19 protein-coding genes and 1 pseudogene are annotated in these 14,545 nt (G+C 72.6%); 14 read left to right on the plus strand and 6 right to left on the minus strand.

The window, feature by feature from the left end; all coding sequences use genetic code 11:
* The 4 genes from AC2W7J_RS08340 to AC2W7J_RS08355 form a co-directional block, all read left to right on the plus strand.
* The coding region (locus AC2W7J_RS08340; RefSeq protein WP_485982061.1) for an ATP-binding domain-containing protein at positions 1-225 on the plus strand (225 nt) is incomplete at its 5' end.
* Between the two features lie 31 nt (positions 226-256).
* The gene (locus AC2W7J_RS08345) at positions 257-1,483 is read left to right on the plus strand and encodes an NAD(P)/FAD-dependent oxidoreductase (protein WP_485982062.1); all 1,227 of its coding nucleotides are present in this window, start codon (positions 257-259) and stop codon (positions 1,481-1,483) included.
* A 314-nt stretch (positions 1,484-1,797) separates the two neighbouring features.
* Positions 1,798-2,307, plus strand: coding sequence for a hypothetical protein (locus AC2W7J_RS08350; RefSeq protein ID WP_485982063.1), 510 nt, complete (start codon positions 1,798-1,800; stop codon positions 2,305-2,307).
* Positions 2,217-2,879 carry a hypothetical protein gene (locus tag AC2W7J_RS08355; RefSeq protein WP_485982064.1) on the plus strand — a complete coding sequence of 221 codons (663 nt, stop codon included), beginning with the start codon at positions 2,217-2,219 and terminating at the stop codon, positions 2,877-2,879. Before AC2W7J_RS08350 ends, AC2W7J_RS08355 begins: the two co-directional genes overlap by 91 nt.
* Before the next feature lie 13 nt (positions 2,880-2,892).
* On the opposite strand, the gene AC2W7J_RS08360 is transcribed toward AC2W7J_RS08355, so the two are convergent.
* From AC2W7J_RS08360 to AC2W7J_RS08370, 3 genes are read right to left on the minus strand one after another with little or no spacing between them, the layout of a single operon-like run.
* On the minus strand, positions 2,893-4,068 hold the full coding sequence (locus tag AC2W7J_RS08360) for a multicopper oxidase family protein (RefSeq protein WP_485982065.1): 1,176 nt from the start codon (positions 4,066-4,068) through the stop codon (positions 2,893-2,895).
* Between the two features lie 2 nt (positions 4,069-4,070).
* On the minus strand, positions 4,071-4,394 hold the full coding sequence (locus AC2W7J_RS08365) for a hypothetical protein (RefSeq protein ID WP_485982066.1): 324 nt from the start codon (positions 4,392-4,394) through the stop codon (positions 4,071-4,073).
* The gene (locus AC2W7J_RS08370) at positions 4,391-4,822 is read right to left on the minus strand and encodes a hypothetical protein (protein WP_427801984.1); all 432 of its coding nucleotides are present in this window, start codon (positions 4,820-4,822) and stop codon (positions 4,391-4,393) included. Before AC2W7J_RS08370 ends, AC2W7J_RS08365 begins: the two co-directional genes overlap by 4 nt.
* A gap of 173 nt (positions 4,823-4,995) precedes the next feature.
* Here AC2W7J_RS08370 and AC2W7J_RS08375 point away from each other — a divergent pair, with 173 nt between their 5' ends.
* Positions 4,996-5,787 (plus strand): MerR family transcriptional regulator, encoded by a 792-nt coding sequence (locus tag AC2W7J_RS08375; protein WP_485982067.1) that lies wholly within the window; start codon positions 4,996-4,998, stop codon positions 5,785-5,787.
* 106 nt (positions 5,788-5,893) lie between these two features.
* On the opposite strand, the gene AC2W7J_RS08380 is transcribed toward AC2W7J_RS08375, so the two are convergent.
* Positions 5,894-6,508: a DUF5701 family protein gene (locus AC2W7J_RS08380; RefSeq protein ID WP_255184798.1), complete on the minus strand. Its 615-nt coding sequence runs from the start codon at positions 6,506-6,508 to the stop codon at positions 5,894-5,896.
* 182 nt (positions 6,509-6,690) lie between these two features.
* Between AC2W7J_RS08380 and AC2W7J_RS08385 the strand changes: the two genes are divergently transcribed.
* The 7 genes from AC2W7J_RS08385 to AC2W7J_RS08415 all read left to right on the plus strand — a co-directional run bounded on the left by AC2W7J_RS08385 (position 6,691) and on the right by AC2W7J_RS08415 (position 12,607).
* The gene (locus AC2W7J_RS08385; protein WP_255184797.1) at positions 6,691-7,083 is read left to right on the plus strand and encodes a YciI family protein; all 393 of its coding nucleotides are present in this window, start codon (positions 6,691-6,693) and stop codon (positions 7,081-7,083) included.
* The gene (locus AC2W7J_RS08390) at positions 7,080-7,307 is read left to right on the plus strand and encodes a sigma factor (RefSeq protein ID WP_485982068.1); all 228 of its coding nucleotides are present in this window, start codon (positions 7,080-7,082) and stop codon (positions 7,305-7,307) included. The genes AC2W7J_RS08385 and AC2W7J_RS08390 overlap by 4 nt, the downstream gene beginning before the upstream one ends.
* 118 nt (positions 7,308-7,425) lie before the next feature.
* Positions 7,426-8,331 carry an RNA polymerase sigma factor gene (locus AC2W7J_RS08395; RefSeq protein ID WP_485982069.1) on the plus strand — a complete coding sequence of 302 codons (906 nt, stop codon included), beginning with the start codon at positions 7,426-7,428 and terminating at the stop codon, positions 8,329-8,331.
* Between the two features lie 136 nt (positions 8,332-8,467).
* The gene (locus tag AC2W7J_RS08400) at positions 8,468-8,812 is read left to right on the plus strand and encodes an ArsR/SmtB family transcription factor (protein WP_485982070.1); all 345 of its coding nucleotides are present in this window, start codon (positions 8,468-8,470) and stop codon (positions 8,810-8,812) included.
* A gap of 35 nt (positions 8,813-8,847) precedes the next feature.
* Positions 8,848-9,333, plus strand: a complete 486-nt coding sequence (locus AC2W7J_RS08405; protein WP_485982071.1) for an SRPBCC family protein — start codon at positions 8,848-8,850, stop codon at positions 9,331-9,333.
* Between the two features lie 288 nt (positions 9,334-9,621).
* On the plus strand, positions 9,622-10,890 hold the full coding sequence (locus AC2W7J_RS08410) for an alkaline phosphatase PhoX (protein WP_485982076.1): 1,269 nt from the start codon (positions 9,622-9,624) through the stop codon (positions 10,888-10,890).
* Positions 10,891-11,011: 121 nt separating this feature from the next.
* Positions 11,012-12,607: a GMC oxidoreductase gene (locus AC2W7J_RS08415; RefSeq protein WP_485982072.1), complete on the plus strand. Its 1,596-nt coding sequence runs from the start codon at positions 11,012-11,014 to the stop codon at positions 12,605-12,607.
* Between the two features lie 7 nt (positions 12,608-12,614).
* Here the strand turns inward: AC2W7J_RS08415 and AC2W7J_RS08420 are convergent, their stop codons facing one another.
* Positions 12,615-12,899, minus strand: coding sequence for a sulfurtransferase TusA family protein (locus AC2W7J_RS08420; RefSeq protein WP_485982073.1), 285 nt, complete (start codon positions 12,897-12,899; stop codon positions 12,615-12,617).
* Complete coding sequence (locus AC2W7J_RS08425) at positions 12,900-13,388, minus strand: glutathione peroxidase (RefSeq protein WP_485982074.1); 489 nt, start codon at positions 13,386-13,388, stop codon at positions 12,900-12,902.
* 55 nt (positions 13,389-13,443) lie between these two features.
* Between AC2W7J_RS08425 and AC2W7J_RS08430 the strand changes: the two genes are divergently transcribed.
* Together AC2W7J_RS08430 and AC2W7J_RS08435 are read left to right on the plus strand one after the other, a co-directional pair.
* A complete protein-coding gene (locus AC2W7J_RS08430) occupies positions 13,444-14,106 on the plus strand; it encodes a lysoplasmalogenase family protein (protein ID WP_485982075.1) in 663 nt (220 codons plus the stop codon).
* Positions 14,103-14,545, plus strand: a pseudogene (locus tag AC2W7J_RS08435) (MFS transporter); the annotation flags it as partial. The gene AC2W7J_RS08430 and the pseudogene AC2W7J_RS08435, both read left to right, overlap by 4 nt.

The raw sequence follows: 14,545 nt of genomic DNA on the forward strand, positions 1-14,545 counted from the left end.
GGTGCCGGTGGGCGTCGTCGCCCCGGCCGACCGGTCGCCGACCTCGCCGCGGCCCTCGGCCCCGACGTCACGGTCATGAGCGCCACCCAGGCCAAGGGGCTGGAGTGGGACGCCACCCTGCTCGTCGACCCCGACGGCATCGCCGCCGAGCCGCGCGGGTGGAACGGGCTCTACGTCGCCCTCACCCGCTGCACCCAGGAGCTCGGCCGGGTGGTCATCGCGTGACCCCCGGCGGGGCCTGTGCGAAGGTCGGGGCATGACCGAGAGCAGCGGGGACACCGCCGAGCGCATCGTCGTGGTGGGTGCCGGCGAGTGCGGGACCCGGGCGGCGATGGCCCTGCGGGAGCGCGGCTTCGCCGGGTCGATCACCCTGCTCGGGCGCGAGGAGGTCGTCGCCTACGAGCGCCCGCCCTTGTCGAAGGCCGCGCTCGCCGACGACGACCCCGAGCTCGTCCACCCCTGGACGCCGGAGCAGCTCGCGGAGGCGGGGATCTCCCTTCGCCTCGGGGTGGACGTCACGACGATCGACCGGGAGGCGCGGACCGTTTTCACCGACGCGGGGGCGATGCCCTACGACCGGCTGCTCCTGACGACGGGGGCGGGGTCGCGGCGGCTCGGGCTGGACCACGTGCACTACCTGCGCACCCACGCCGAGGCGGCGACGCTGCGCGACCTCGTGCGGGCCGGGGGCCGGCTGCTCGTCATCGGGGCCGGGTTCATCGGTCTCGAGATCGCCGCCGGGGCCCGGCAGCGCGGCATGGAGGTCGTCGTCGTCGAGGCGGCCGACCGGGCGCTCGCGCGGATGGTGCCGCCGGTCGTCGCCGACGAGGTCGTCGCCCTGCACGCCGACCACGGCGTGCAGGTGCGCACCGGCACCACCGTGACCTCGGTCGACGAGGTGGCGGTCGGCCTGCGGGTCGGCCTGTCGACCGGCGAGAGCCTCGACGTCGACGCCGTCGTGGCCGGTGTCGGAGCAGCACCGCACACCGAGCTCGCCTCTGCCGCAGGCCTGCTCGTCGAGGACGGGATCGTCGTCGACGAGCAGCTGCGCACGAGCGACCCGCACATCTGGGCGGCGGGGGACTGCGCCGCCGTCCCCGATGCCCGCAGCGGTCACCGGGCCCGCGTCGAGTCCTGGCGCAGCGCTCACGACCAGGCGGTCACCGTGGCCGCGTCGATGACCGGTGGGCAGGAGCCACACGTCGCGGTCCCGTGGTTCTGGTCCGACCAGTACGACCAGATGCTCCAGACGGCGGGCCTGCCGACGACGGCCGTCAGCGAAGTCGTGCGCGAGCGCGAGGACGGGTCGCTGATCCACTTCGGGCTCGACGCGCAGGGCCGCCTCGTCGCCGCCACCTCCCTGGGCCGCGGACCGGTCGTCGCCAAGGACATCCGGGTCGCCGAGCAGCTCATCGCGACCGGTGCGACTCCTGACCCGACGGCACTCGCGGACCCGGGGACCCCCCTTCGCTCCCTGCGGTGACGCGGGCACACCGAGGGGTGACGCGGGCCCACCGGCAGTGACCACCCTGCCGTCCGGTCCGTGCTCGCGCCTGCATAGATTGGTCGGCGCCCGTCCGCCCGGACGCGCGACGGCAGCACGAAGAACCAGGGAGACATGGACCAGTCCACCGAGACGGAGCCCGCCACCTTCACCCGCCGAGCGGGCTCCTCGGGACTGCGCCTCGGCTGGACCAACGTCCGCAACAACTGGCTGACCCTGGTCGGACTCATCGTCGTGTGGGGCGGCTACTACTACCGCAACAACGACTGGAGCAGCACCGTCACGATGCTGTCGTGGACGGTGGCGGCGTCTTCGTCGGCGCCACGCTCTTCTACGGCCTCTACGGACTGTCGACGGTCCGGCTCACTCGCGACGAGCTGGTCGTCACCCGCTTCGGTGTTCGTCAGCGCCTCCCGCGTGACGAGGTGGGCGACCTCGTCCGGGGCCGCGCCTACCCCAACCACGCGAATCCGCGGCAGGAGGTGTACTACCGGTTCATCACCGACGTCCGGGGCCAGCGCTTCGTGGCGCTCCCCGAGTGGTCGTTCCCGGACGGGACCTTCGAGGAGCTGGCGGCCGTGCTCGGGGTCGAGTGCCGACCGGTCGCCGGGCCGGACGAGGAGCACCGGCTCTCTCCGTGGTGGATGCGCAGCCTGCTGCTGACGGGACTCCTGACGGCGGTGGTCCTCGTGGCCGTGGTCGCGCTCGCGTGGTGGGGCGGGGGCGCGGTCCGGGACTGGATGCACTCCCGGGCGAGGCCTCCGCCCAGGAGGACTTCGTCGCGCAGGTCGAGCCGCAGCTGAAGACCTCGCGCTTCCCGCACCTGGACCTGGAGGAGCACGGTGCACCGGCGTCGCCGCTCTTCGTCTCCGGGGATGCGAAGACGCGGTCCGAGGTGACCCTGCGGTCGCGGGTCGACCTCGTCGGCACCGACCCCGACCTGGCCTCCGCGGAGGCGATCGCGCTGCTCGAGATCCAGTGCGCTCCCTCGACGAAGGGAGCGGAGGTCACCGTCGTCGCGGTGGGCTACACCTCGGACGACGTCCTCGGCTACGACCGCTTCGTCGAGCTCGACTGCGCTGCCGATCCCGCCGCCCTGCACGACTGGCTGACGTGGTCCGAGCAGCACCCGGCGGACAAGGACGAGGGCAGCTTCACGGTGACCCAGGGGCGCGCCTTCGACGGCGAGCAGTCCGACCTCGAGATCGTCGGCGAGGCCGTGGACGCCTCCGACACGGCCCTGCGCGCCACGATGGAGCGCGCGTGCGCCTTCCCGGGGGCCGACGAGGCGATGGTGACGGTCTACGACCGCGACATGGAGCGCAGCATCCCGCACGTCAGGTGCGACGGCATCGAGGCACAGCTCGCCGAGTAGTCCGGCTCCGCGCTCACACGACCGAGAAGTCCGCCATCATCATCCGGTCCTCGTGCTCGAGGTTGTGGCAGTGCAGGACGTAGCGGCCGCGATAGCCCTCGATCGGCACGAGCACCTCGGCGCGCGAGGTCGGGCCGACGTCGATCGTGTCCTTCCAGACCGGCGCGCCGTCCTGCTCGACCTGGAAGCCGACGAGGTGCGCGTGGACCGGGTGGTGCACGTCGGTCGTGAAGCGCCACCGCTCGAGGGTCCCCAGCCGGGGGCGGGCGATGTCGACCCCCGGCCGGTAGGGCTGGTCGTTGACCGTCCACATCGCAAGGTCACCCCCGCCGCCGTCGCGACCCCCGCCGCTGGACCCGCCCGCCGATCCGTGCGACCCGTGTCCCTGGCCGCGCGCGCCGAGCGAGAGCTTGAAGTCGCGCGTCACGACGACATCGGCCGGGTCGAGCCGCTCGATGCTCGACAGCCGTGAGGGCACGTGCGAGTCGTCCCGAGCCCGGCGTGCCACGTCGAAGCGCATCACCTGACCCATCGCGCCGCCGTCGAGCCGGTTGACGAGGGTCACCTGCGAGCCGACCTCGTGCTCCGAGAAGTCGACGACGACGTCGGCACGCTCGGCCGGCGCGAGGGTGAGGGTCGAGCGCCGGTGCGGCCGGGTCATCAGGCCGAGGTCGGTGCCGACCTGGACGAGGTCGCCGCCCGGGTCGAGAGCCAGCTCGAGGCGACGGGCATTGCAGGCGTTGAGGATTCGCAACCGATAGCGCGCGGCGTCGACGTCGGTCCGCGGCCACGGGGCGCCGTTGACGAGCATGACGTCACCGAGGAGGCCCCCGTGGTAGCGCGCATCGATGACCCCGTCGGTCACCGGGTAGACGAGCTCGGCGTCGTTGCCGAAGCTGCGGTCGGTGATGACGAGGGTCAGCTCGCGCTCCTCGCTCGGCAGCCCGAGATCCTCCTCGGCCGGGTCGCGCAGCACGAAGGCTCCGGCCATGCCGGCGTAGACATTCGGCCCCGTGAGGTCCATCGCGTGGTCGTGGTACCAGAGCATCGCGGCGCGCTGGTCGAGCGGGTAGTCGTAGACGCGAGACGCGCGCGGCTGGACGAAGTCCGTCGGGTAGCCGTCGTGCTCCGGCGGCACGACGCCGCCGTGCAGGTGGTTGACGACCGGGACGTCGAGCTCGTTGGCCACGGTCAGGTGCAGCGGGACCCCTTCGTCGCCTCGATGGTGGGTCCGGGGAAGAGGCCGTCGTAACCGGCGATCTCCGTCGTGCGCCCGGGCAGGATCTCGACGGCCTTGCGTCGCACCGTGATTCGCGCCCGGCCGTCACGATCAGGACGAAGGGGGGTCAGCCGCGGCAGGTCCGTGCCGAAGGGGCGCGGCAGCGGGACCGAGCTCGTGAGGAGGGCCCCGGTGGACCCGCCGGGCGAGGTGAGGGAGAGGCCGCAGGCGGCGAGGGCCACGCCGGAGACGATGCCGCCGGAGAGACCGAAGAGCTGGCGACGGGACAGGCTCACCGGGGGGCTCCCTTCGCCGCGCGGGTCCACGGCCAGACCGCCAGCCACAGGGCGAGGGCCACGAGGGCGACGCCGAGCGGGACGTGCAGGACGAGGACACGGGTCGAGCCGAGGGCCACCTGCGCCGTCGTGAGGAACCCGAGCGCGAGAGAGGTGGCGACGAGCCACCAGTGCCGACCGACGACCCCGAGGGCCAGGCCGCACACCCCCGTCACCCACGTGACGATCACGAGGATCCCACCGGTGACGAGGTGCACGTCGAGCGCCGCCCACGTGCCCTGGAGGAAGGAGCCGATCGAGATCGGTTGCAGCACAAAGGCGATCGCCTGCGGCAGCATCACCAGCCGGGTGATCCAGAGCAGCGCGGTGTGCAGCCCGGACCGGCGTGGCGTCGGTGGCGCGAAGGGGGCGAGGGCGGGCGTCGTCATGGTCTTCGACGCTATGGACCGGCGCGCCCCGCCACCATGGGCCGGGCACCCCGAGGCGACGGGGGGATCGCCCCACCCTCCACGGTGGTCGAGGTGCGCGCCTGCGAGCCTCGAGACCCGCGAAGGAGGGCGGGTTTGACCCTCACGCGACGTGAGGCACCACAGTCGTCGCCATGACCGAGATCGCGCAGCACACTGGCCTCATGGAGGCGCTCACGGTGGGGCAGGTGGCCGAGACCTTCGGCGTGACGGTGCGGACGCTGCACCACTACGACGAGGTCGGGCTGCTGCACCCGAGCGAGCGCACGCCGGCGGGTTACCGGCTCTACACCCGCGAGGACCTGCAGCGGCTGAGCACGATCGTCGTCTACCGGAGGCTGGACTTCAGCCTCGAGGAGATCGGTGAGCTGCTCGACGCCGACGGTGCCGAGGTGATCGACCACCTGAGGCGGCAGCGCGACGAGGTCACGGCCAGGTTGGCGCAGATGTCCGACCTGGTCGAAGCGATCGACCGACGACTGGAGGCAGAGATGGACAACCAGCCCGCGACGACCGAGGACCTCAAGGAGCTCTTCGGCGACGGCTACAACGAGGAGTACCAGGCCGAGGCGCAGCAGCGCTGGGGCGACACCGACAAGTGGGCGCAGTCGCAAGCCCGGACGCAGCAGATGACCAAGGAGCAGTGGGCCGAGGTCAAGGTCGAGATGGAGACCTTCGAGGCCGACCTCGGGGCCGCGGTGCGTGCGGGTACGCCGGTCGACGGCGACGCCGCTGCGGTGCTCGCCGAGCGGCACCGCGCGAGCATCGAGCGCTACTACGACTGCTCGCACGAGTTCCAGGTCTGCCTGGCGCAGATGTACCTCTCGGACCCGCGCTTCACCGAGCACTACGAGCAGATCGAGCCGGGCACCGCGCAGTGGCTGCACGACGCGATCGTCGCCGACGCGGCGCGCCACGCCGACTGAGGGCGTGTGCACAAGAGGTCGTCCTGAGGCGTCAACGGGCAGATGAGTGCCGCGAGATGCACGAGGACGACCCTTTGTGCACGCCCGTGAGTGCGGCGCGGGGCCGTCAGTGGCGCGCGGCCGCCGAGGCGAAGCCCAGCCAGGTGTGCCGGTTGCCCGCCCAGCACCAGCCGACCTTGGGGGCGCCCTTGCGGTCGCGCCCGTCGCGTCCGGTGCCGTTGCTGATCCAGATGGCGGGGGTGCGGGCGTCCAGGCCCTTGGCCTTGGGCTTGCGGGAGGCGATCGTCATGAAGCACCGGTTGCGCTCGAGCCGCTCCGGCTCCTGCAGCAGCCAGCTGATGCCCTCGCTGACCGTGAGCGGGTGGCGGCGGCGCTCGCGGATCGCCGGCAGCGCCTCGTCGGGTGACCAGTTGGCCATCTCGTCGCCGCGCTCGATGCCGGCGATCCAGTAGAGCGGCGCATCGGGCACGACCTCGTCGGGCAGCGGTACGAAGTCGGCGAGGTCGGTCATGTCGGTCACGACGAACCCGGGCTGGTCCCCCTTCGTCAGCAGCGGGGCGAGGTCCGCCGCCGGCACGAGCGAAGGGGAGACCACGAGCACGCCGTCGCCCTCCGGGGCGTCGGGGACGAGGTCGGCGAAGGCGGTGGCGGTGAGGCCGGCGAGGTCGTGGACCCCGAGGGCGATGAGGCGGGCGGTCTGGGCGGCGGCGTCGGCAGTCATCGGTGGGGGAACGGCGAGGTGAGCGAAAACCTTCCGGCACCCTTCGAGACGCTTGCTGCGCAAGCTCCTCAGGGAGCGGGGTGGGTGGAGGATGTCGAGAAGCGCCCCGCGGCTCCGACGTCCGTGGTGTCATGGCCAGCAGGCCGCATCCCGAGGCCGCCCCGGCGGCAGGAGGCACCACCATGAAGTTCGTCATCCTCGTCCACTCCACGCCCCAGCCCTGGGGCCACCCCACGGGAGACTTCGTCGCCGAGCACCAGGCGCTGCCGGCCCAGCAGCGCGAGCAGATGGAGCGTGACTTCGAGCAGCTGCTCACCGAGATGCAGGAGGCGGGCGAGTTCCTCGCCGCGGAGGCCCTCGGTGACCCGGCGACGTCGCGGCTCTTCCGCTGGGCCGATGGCGAGCCGATCGCGACCGACGGTCCCTATGCCGAGACCAAGGAGCAGTTCGCGGGCTTCTTCCTCGTCGACGTCGCCGACCGGGAGCGGGCCGAGGAGCTCGGTCGGGCCTTCGCCGGCCCCGGCGAGACGATCGAGGTGCGGCCGACGATGTGGCCCGGCGGCGAGGAGCAGTGAGCGCCGGCGAGGACGTCTGGCGGGAGCACACCGCCGACGTCCTCGCCGCGCTGCTGCGGCGCAGCGGCGACTTCGGGGCCTGCGAGGACGCGGTCCAGGAGGCGCTGCTCGCCGCGGCGGAGCAGTGGCCGCGTGACGGTCGGCCCGACGACCCGAAGGCCTGGCTCGTCCGCGTCGCCTCCCGACGGCTCATCGACGCCCCGGCGCTCCGCGGACGCCCGTGAGCGCCGGGAGGAGGGCGAGTCCCGCTCTGCCGCACCGCTGCTCGAAGAGAGCGGGGTCGGCGTCGGCGACCCCGGAGCCGTCGTCGAGGGGCCGCCGGTCGACGACGACACCCTGCGGATGGCGATGCTCTGCGCTCACCCCGACCTGTCCGACGCCTCCCGGGTGGCCCTGACCCTGCGGGCCGTCGCCGGTCTGACGACCGCGCAGATCTCGGCCTGCTTCCTCGTGCCCGAGGCGACGATGGCGCAGCGGATCAGCCGGGCCAAGTCGACGATCAGGGGCAGCGGAGCTCCCTTCGCCCCGCCGACGCAGGAGGACGCGACGGCGCGGCTGCACGCGGTGCGGCACGTCGTCTACCTCGTCTTCACCACCGGGCACACGACCGCTGCCGGTGACGCGCTCGTCGACGTCGACCTCCAGCGGGAGGCGCTGCGCCTGGCCGAGCGGCTCCACCGGGCGCTGCCGCGCGACCCCGAGACCGCGGGCCTGCTCGCCCTGCTGCTCGTCGACCACGCTCGTGCGGCTGCTCGGGTCGACGCGGCCGGCGACCTCGTCCCGCTCGATGCCCAGGACCGCTCGCTGTGGGACCACGAGGCGATCGCCCGAGGCGTGCGGCTCGTCGAGGAGGCCTTGGTGCGTGGGGCGGTCGGGCCCTTCCAGCTCCAGGCGGCGATCGCGGCGGTCCACGGCGAGGCGGCGACGGCTGCGGAGACGGACTGGCTGCAGATCGTCGTGCTCTACCGGATGCTGCTGCGGATCGCGCCCTCGCCGGTCGTCGCGCTCAACCTGGCCGCGGCGGTCGGGATGGCGGAGGGCGCGGTGGCCGGGCTCAATGCCCTCGCCCCGCTGCTCGACGACCCGACCCTGGCCCGCGGACACCGGGTCCACGCCGTCCACGCCCACCTGCTCGAGATGGCCGGCCGACGCGAAGAGGCCTGTGCCGCATACCTGCTCGCGGCCAGTCGCACCCAGAGCATCCCCGAGCAGCGCTACCTCAACCGGCGGGCGGCCACCGTCGGCTGATTCTCGGGTGACCCGAGAAACTGCCGCTTCGCAAAGGTTTGGAACTCATGCGAAGCGGCAGTTTTCCGGGTCACCCGGAAAACGTGTGACGCGTCAGGGTTGACAACGTACAACCATATGGTTGTACGTTAGATCCATGGCACCGACGGACGAGGAGAGGGCAGACGCCTTCTTCCACGCGCTCTCCGACAGCACGAGGCGGGACATCCTGCGTCGCGTGCTGGCGGGGGAGCACTCGGTGTCCGCCCTGGCCGCCGACTACCCGATGAGCTTCGCCGCCGTGCAGAAGCATGTCGCGGTGCTCGAGCGGGCGGGGCTGATCACCAAGCGCCGCAGCGGACGAGAGTCGCTGGCGAGCGGGGACGTCGAGGCCGTGCGTGCCGTCGGTGCCCTGCTCGCCGAGCTCGAGGCCGTGTGGCGCGGCCGGGTCGCGGGGATCGACGCCCTGCTGGCCAACGACAGCACCACCCCCAGCGCATGACCCACGCTGCACGACCCACCCACCAGGAGATCACCATGCCCATCATCGACGTCACCACCGACCTCGACACCCGCACCCTCGTCATGACGACCGAGTTCCCCGTCAGCGTCGAGCGCCTCTGGCAGGTGTGGGCCGACCCGCGCCAGCTCGAGCAGTGGTGGGGGCCCGAGGGCTACCCGGCCACCGTGACCGAGCACGACCTCACCCCCGGCGGCACCGTGAGCTATCACATGACCAGCCCCGAAGGGGAGAAGTTCCCCGGCGGCTGGACCGTCGTCGCCGTCGAGGAGCCCCGCCGGCTCGAGCTGCGCGACTACTTCGCCGACGCCGACGGCAACCCCGTCGACTCCGCCCCCACGTCGACGATGGTCGTCGAGTTCGTCGCCGTCGACGGTGGCGCGCGCATGGTCAACACCTCGACGTGGGAGTCCGCCGACGACATGCAGAAGGTGCTCGACATGGGCGTCGTCGAGGGCTCGAAGTCCGCCGTCAGCCAGCTCGACAAGCTGCTCGCCGCCTGAGCGCGGCCCACGTTTCACCCACCGTTCGCCCGGGGGACCCGTCAGGGTCGCCCAGGGCGAACTCCTGCTTGCTGGACTGCGGACGTCCCCTCGACCGATCCCAGGAGTCCGCATGTCCACCCCCCACCCCCATCGACCGCCGCACCCTCCTCGGCGGCTCCGCCGGCGCCCTCGGCCTGCTCGTCGCCGGCAGCTCCGCCCCCCTTCGCCTCGCACGCCAGCGCCGCGCAGACCACCCGCCTGGCCGCCGGCTACGGCCCGCTGCGTCCCGCGGGTGAGCTGCTCGCGCTGCCGGAGGGCTTCAGCTACACCGTCCTCGCCGAGTCCGGCACGACGACGGTCGGCGGCTACGCCGTGGCCGGCAGCCAGGACGCGATGGGCGCCTTCGCCCGCGCCGGCGGCGGCTCGACGATCGTCTGCAACCACGAGATCGGTGGCGCCGACGACGACGCCGTCCCGCACGTCGACGGCCTGGTCTACGACCGCGGGGCGAAGGGGGGAACCTCCACCCTCGTCGTCGACGCCGACAACACCGTGGTCGAGCACTACACCTCCGTGGCCGGCACCGTCGACAACTGCGCCGGCGGCATCACCCCGTGGGGCACGTGGCTGACCTGCGAGGAGACCGACGAGCGTGCCGGCACCCACGAGGACGACGGCGTCACCTACACCTTCGAGCAGGACCACGGCTACGTCTTCGAGGTCGACCCGACCAGCCAGGCGGCCAACATCGGCAAGGCCAACATCCCGCTGAAGTTCCTCGGGCGCTTCGAGCACGAGGCCGCCGTCGTCGAGGAGGCGACCGGCCGGATCTACCTCACCGAGGACGCCGACGAGCCCAACGGACTCTTCTACCGCTGGACCCCGCCCGCCGGCTACCGCCAGGGCAAGGGCGCGCTCCACGCGCTCGCCGCCGACGGCGCCGTCGAGGTCGGCACCCTCGAGGCGCTCGTCGCCTTCGAGCGCAACGGCACCCACGTCACCGACCTGTCCAAGGCGACGAAGACCAACACGACCTACACCGTGCGCTGGGTCGAGGTCCCCGACCGCGACGCCCGCGAGACCCCGATCCGTGAGCAGCTCGCCGACGACGAGGTGACCCGCGCGCGCAAGCTCGAGGGACAGTGGTGGGGCGACGACGGCGTCTACGTCGTCTCGAGCTATGCCCGCAGCGACGACGGCTCGCTCCACGAGCACGACGGCCAGGTGTGGTTCTTCGACCCGGCGAAGCAGACGATCACGCTGACGACGATCTTCGCGGTCAACGAGGACGGTGCCGGCGTCGACGGCCCGGACAACATCACCGTCTCGCCCCACGGCGGGCTCGTCCTCGCCGAGGACGGCGAGGGCGCCTCGCAGCTCATCGGCGTCACCGACCAGGGCACGGCCTACCGCCTCGCGCTCAACCTCGTCGACGACAGCGAGTGGGCCGGCCCGACCTTCGACGCGGCCGGCACGACGCTCTTCGCCAACATCCAGGGCGACCCGGGGCGCACCTTCGCCATCACCGGGCCGTGGGGCCGTCCGTCCAATGCCCGGGAGCAGGCGCGCGGCTGACGCCGGCCAGCTCGTCCCCCTTCGTCCGGGGCCGCTCGTCCTGCGGCCCCGGAGTCCTGTGCCAGCCTGTGGTTACTCGCCGGTAGTGATCGGCGAGTTCCCTTCGGGCACAAGGAGATCCATGTCAGTCAGCCGTCGCACCCTCCTCGCCGCAGCCGTCGGTGGGGCCACCGTCGCCGGACCGGCGCTCGCCCCGACCGCACGAGCCGCGACCACGACCGGCGAGGGGCCGCGCATCGCGATCATCGGCTCCGGCTACGGCGGCGCCGTCGCCGCCCAGCGGCTCGCGGCGGCCGGCCAGAGCGCCGACCTCATCGAGATGGGCATGGACTGGCGCACGGTGGAGCCCGTCAACGGCAAGGTCTTCACCTCGATGACGGCGCCGAGCGCCCGATCGACGTGGTTCCAGGACCACGTAGAGCTCCCCTTCTCCACCATCCTCGGCGTCCCGACCTCGATCCCGACCGAGCGCGGTGCCGGCGTGCTCGGGATCGAGCGCTTCGACCACATGAAGGTCTACGTCGGGCGCGGCCTCGGCGGCGGCTCCCTCGTCAACGGCGCGATGGCCGTGACCCCGCGCCGGTCCTTCTTCGAGCAGGTGCTGCCCGACGTCGACGCCGAGGAGATGTACCGGACCTACTTCCCCCGGGCCAATGCCGCGCTGGGCGTCGCCCCGCCGACGGCGACGATGCTGGACTCGCCCTGGTACGGGTTCAGCCGGGTCGCCCGTGACCAGGCGCGCGCCGCGGGCTTCGACACCACGCTCGTGCCGAGCGTCTACGACTGGGACCACATGGCCCGCGAGGCCGCCGGCGACGCACCGAAGTCCGCTCTCGCGCAGGAGATCCTCTTCGGCAACAACCACGGCAAGCGCGACCTGACGAAGACCTATCTGCGGACCGCGCTGGCCAGCGGGCGGATCACGCCGATCGTCATGACCGAGGTCACCGCCCTCACCCGCACCGCCGAGGGCGCCTACGAGCTCGAGCTGCGCACGATCAACTTCGACGGTGACGTCGTCTCGACCCGACGCGCCACCTACGACCGGGTCGTCCTCGCCGCGGGCAGCGTCGGCACCTCTCGCATCCTGCTGCGCGCGGCCGCACACGGTGGCCTGCACGGGCTGCCGAGCGCCGTGGGGCGCGGGTGGGGGCCCAACGGCAACCTCATGGTCGCCCGCTACCTCGGGCTCACCGCGACCGGGTCGCAGCAGTCGTGCATGCCGGCGATGGGCATCAACGCGTGGGACGACACCGAGGCGTCGGTCTTCGCCGAGATCGCCCCGCTGCCCCTGGGCGTCGAGACCTTCACCTCCAACTACCTCGCCGTGACCAACAACCCCAACCGCGGCTCCTTCGCCTGGGACAGCGGCCGCGGCGCGCTCACCCTCGACTGGGACGAGAGCAAGGCCGCTCCGGGCGTGGCCGCGGCGAGGGCCGTGATGGACCGCCTCAACCGGGAGCACGGCACGGTCTACCGTCACGACCTCTTCGACGACGGCAAGGCCTTCGCCGACTACTTCAGCTACCACCCGCTCGGCGGCGCCGTCCTCGGCGAGGCGACCGACCTGTCGGGTGAGCTCAAGGGCTCGCCGGGCCTCTTCGTCATGGACGGGTCGCTCGTCCCCGGCAAGATCGGGGTCAACCCCTTCGTCACGATCACGGCGCTCGCGGAGCGCAACATGGACCGGCTGCTGGCGAGCGGGCGCTTCTCCTGAGGCGGCGTCAGGCCGGGTGCCAGGGCCGGTCTGGTCGGGTCTCGACCGGGCTGGCCCCCACCCGCACGACGTAGACCGGGGGCGGGCCGGGCTCGGCGACGCCGAGGTAGTCGTGGCCGGTGATCCGGCACCACGCCGGCAGGTCGATCGGTGCCACCGGGTCGGTCGTGCTCAGGTGCACGACACTGCCGGCGGGCAGGTCGGCGACCCGCCCGCGCAGCAGGATGAGCAGCCGCGCGCAGGACAGGTCGCCGCCGTCGATGCGCTCCGCGGGTTGTTCCGTCGCCTCCACTCAGGCGAGGACGGAGCGAAGGGAGGTCAGCACCCGGTCGTCGTCGGGCGTGACCTGCGGGCTGAATCGGGCGACCGGCGTGCCGTCGGCGTCGATGACGAACTTCTCGAAGTTCCACCGGATGTCGCCGCTCTCGCCGGCCTCGTCGGCCGTGTCGACGAGACCCGCGTAGACCGGGTGGCGGCCGGGGCCGTTGACCTCGACCTTCTCGCTCATCGGGAAGGTCACGCCGTAGGTCGCCGAGCAGAAGTCGGCGATCTCCTCGGCCGTGCCCGGCTCCTGGCCGCCGAACTGGTTGCACGGCAGGCCGACGACGGTGAACCCCTGCGCGGCGTACTCCTCCTGCAGCGCCTCGAGCGCGGTGTACTGCGGCGTCAGGCCGCACTTGCTCGCGACGTTGACGAGCAGCGCCGGCCGGCCGCCGGTGAGGTCGCGCAGGGTGCCGGCGGTGCCGTCGAGGCGGGCGATGGGGGTGTCGAGGAGGCTCATGCCCCGACGATATGCCCACACCTCCCCCTTCGCCTTGCCCCCGTAGGCTCGGGGCATGCCTGCGCTCGTCGCCCTCGTGGTCGTCACCGTCGTCCACCTGGTCGCGCAGGGCGTGGCGCCGGGAGGGGTGCTCGCGGACCTGACCCAGGTGCTGCTCACGCCGCTGCTCGCGTGGCTGCTGCTCACGACGACCCGCCTGCCGCGCTCGCGGCTGGTGCGCCTGACGCTGCTCGCGCTGCTGCTGTCGTGGCTCGGCGACACCCTGCCGCGCTTCGTGGCCGAGGGCAGCGCCGCAGGCTTCGGGCTCATGCTCGGCTGCTTCCTGCTGGCCCAGCTGGCCTACGCGGCGGCACTGGCCCCCTTCGTCGGGCGCAGCATCGTGCGCACCCGACCCGCGCTCCTCGCGCCCTATGTCCTCGCGCTCGTCGTCCTCGTCGCGGTGACGGGCGGTGGGGCCGGGGCGATGTTGCCCGCGGTCGTCGTCTACGGGCTGGCGATCGTCACGATGGCCGTGCTCGCCACCGGCCTCGACCGGGTCGCGACGGTTGGCGCGATCGTCTTCCTCGTCTCCGACGCGCTCATCGCGCTGCGTGCCTTCGCCGACGTCGAGCTGCCGCTGCACAGCGTGCTCGTCATGCTCACCTATGTCGTCGGGCAGGGCCTGCTCGTCGCCGCGATCGCCCATCGCGACCGGACGGCGCAGCCGAGCCCGGCATGACGCACGAGGGCTACCTGCCCGGCAGCAGCGGCTACCGGCGGATCGTCTGGTCGCTCTTCGCCGCCGGTCTGGCGACCTTCACCCTGCTGTACTCGACGCAGGCGCTGCTGCCCGACCTGCGGCGTGACTTCGGCGTCTCGACGGGGGCGTCGACCCTGAGCGTCTCCCTCGCGATGTTCGGCATCGGCGCGGGGCTGCTCGTCGCCGGACCGCTCTCCGACGTCGTCGGCCGCACCCGCCTGATCCACCTCTCGCTCGGGGCCTCGGTCGTCATCGGCTTCGCCTCGGCGCTCGCGCGACGTGGGAGGCGCTGCTCGCGCTGCGCTTCCTCGACGGCTTCGCGCTCGCCGGGCTGCCGGTCGGTCGCGACGGCCTACCTGCGCGAGGAGCTGCACCCCCTCGAGCCAGGGGCGCGCGCCGGGCTCTACGTCGGGGGGCA

This window comes from Janibacter sp. CFPM2_SD2 (assembly GCF_057364645.1).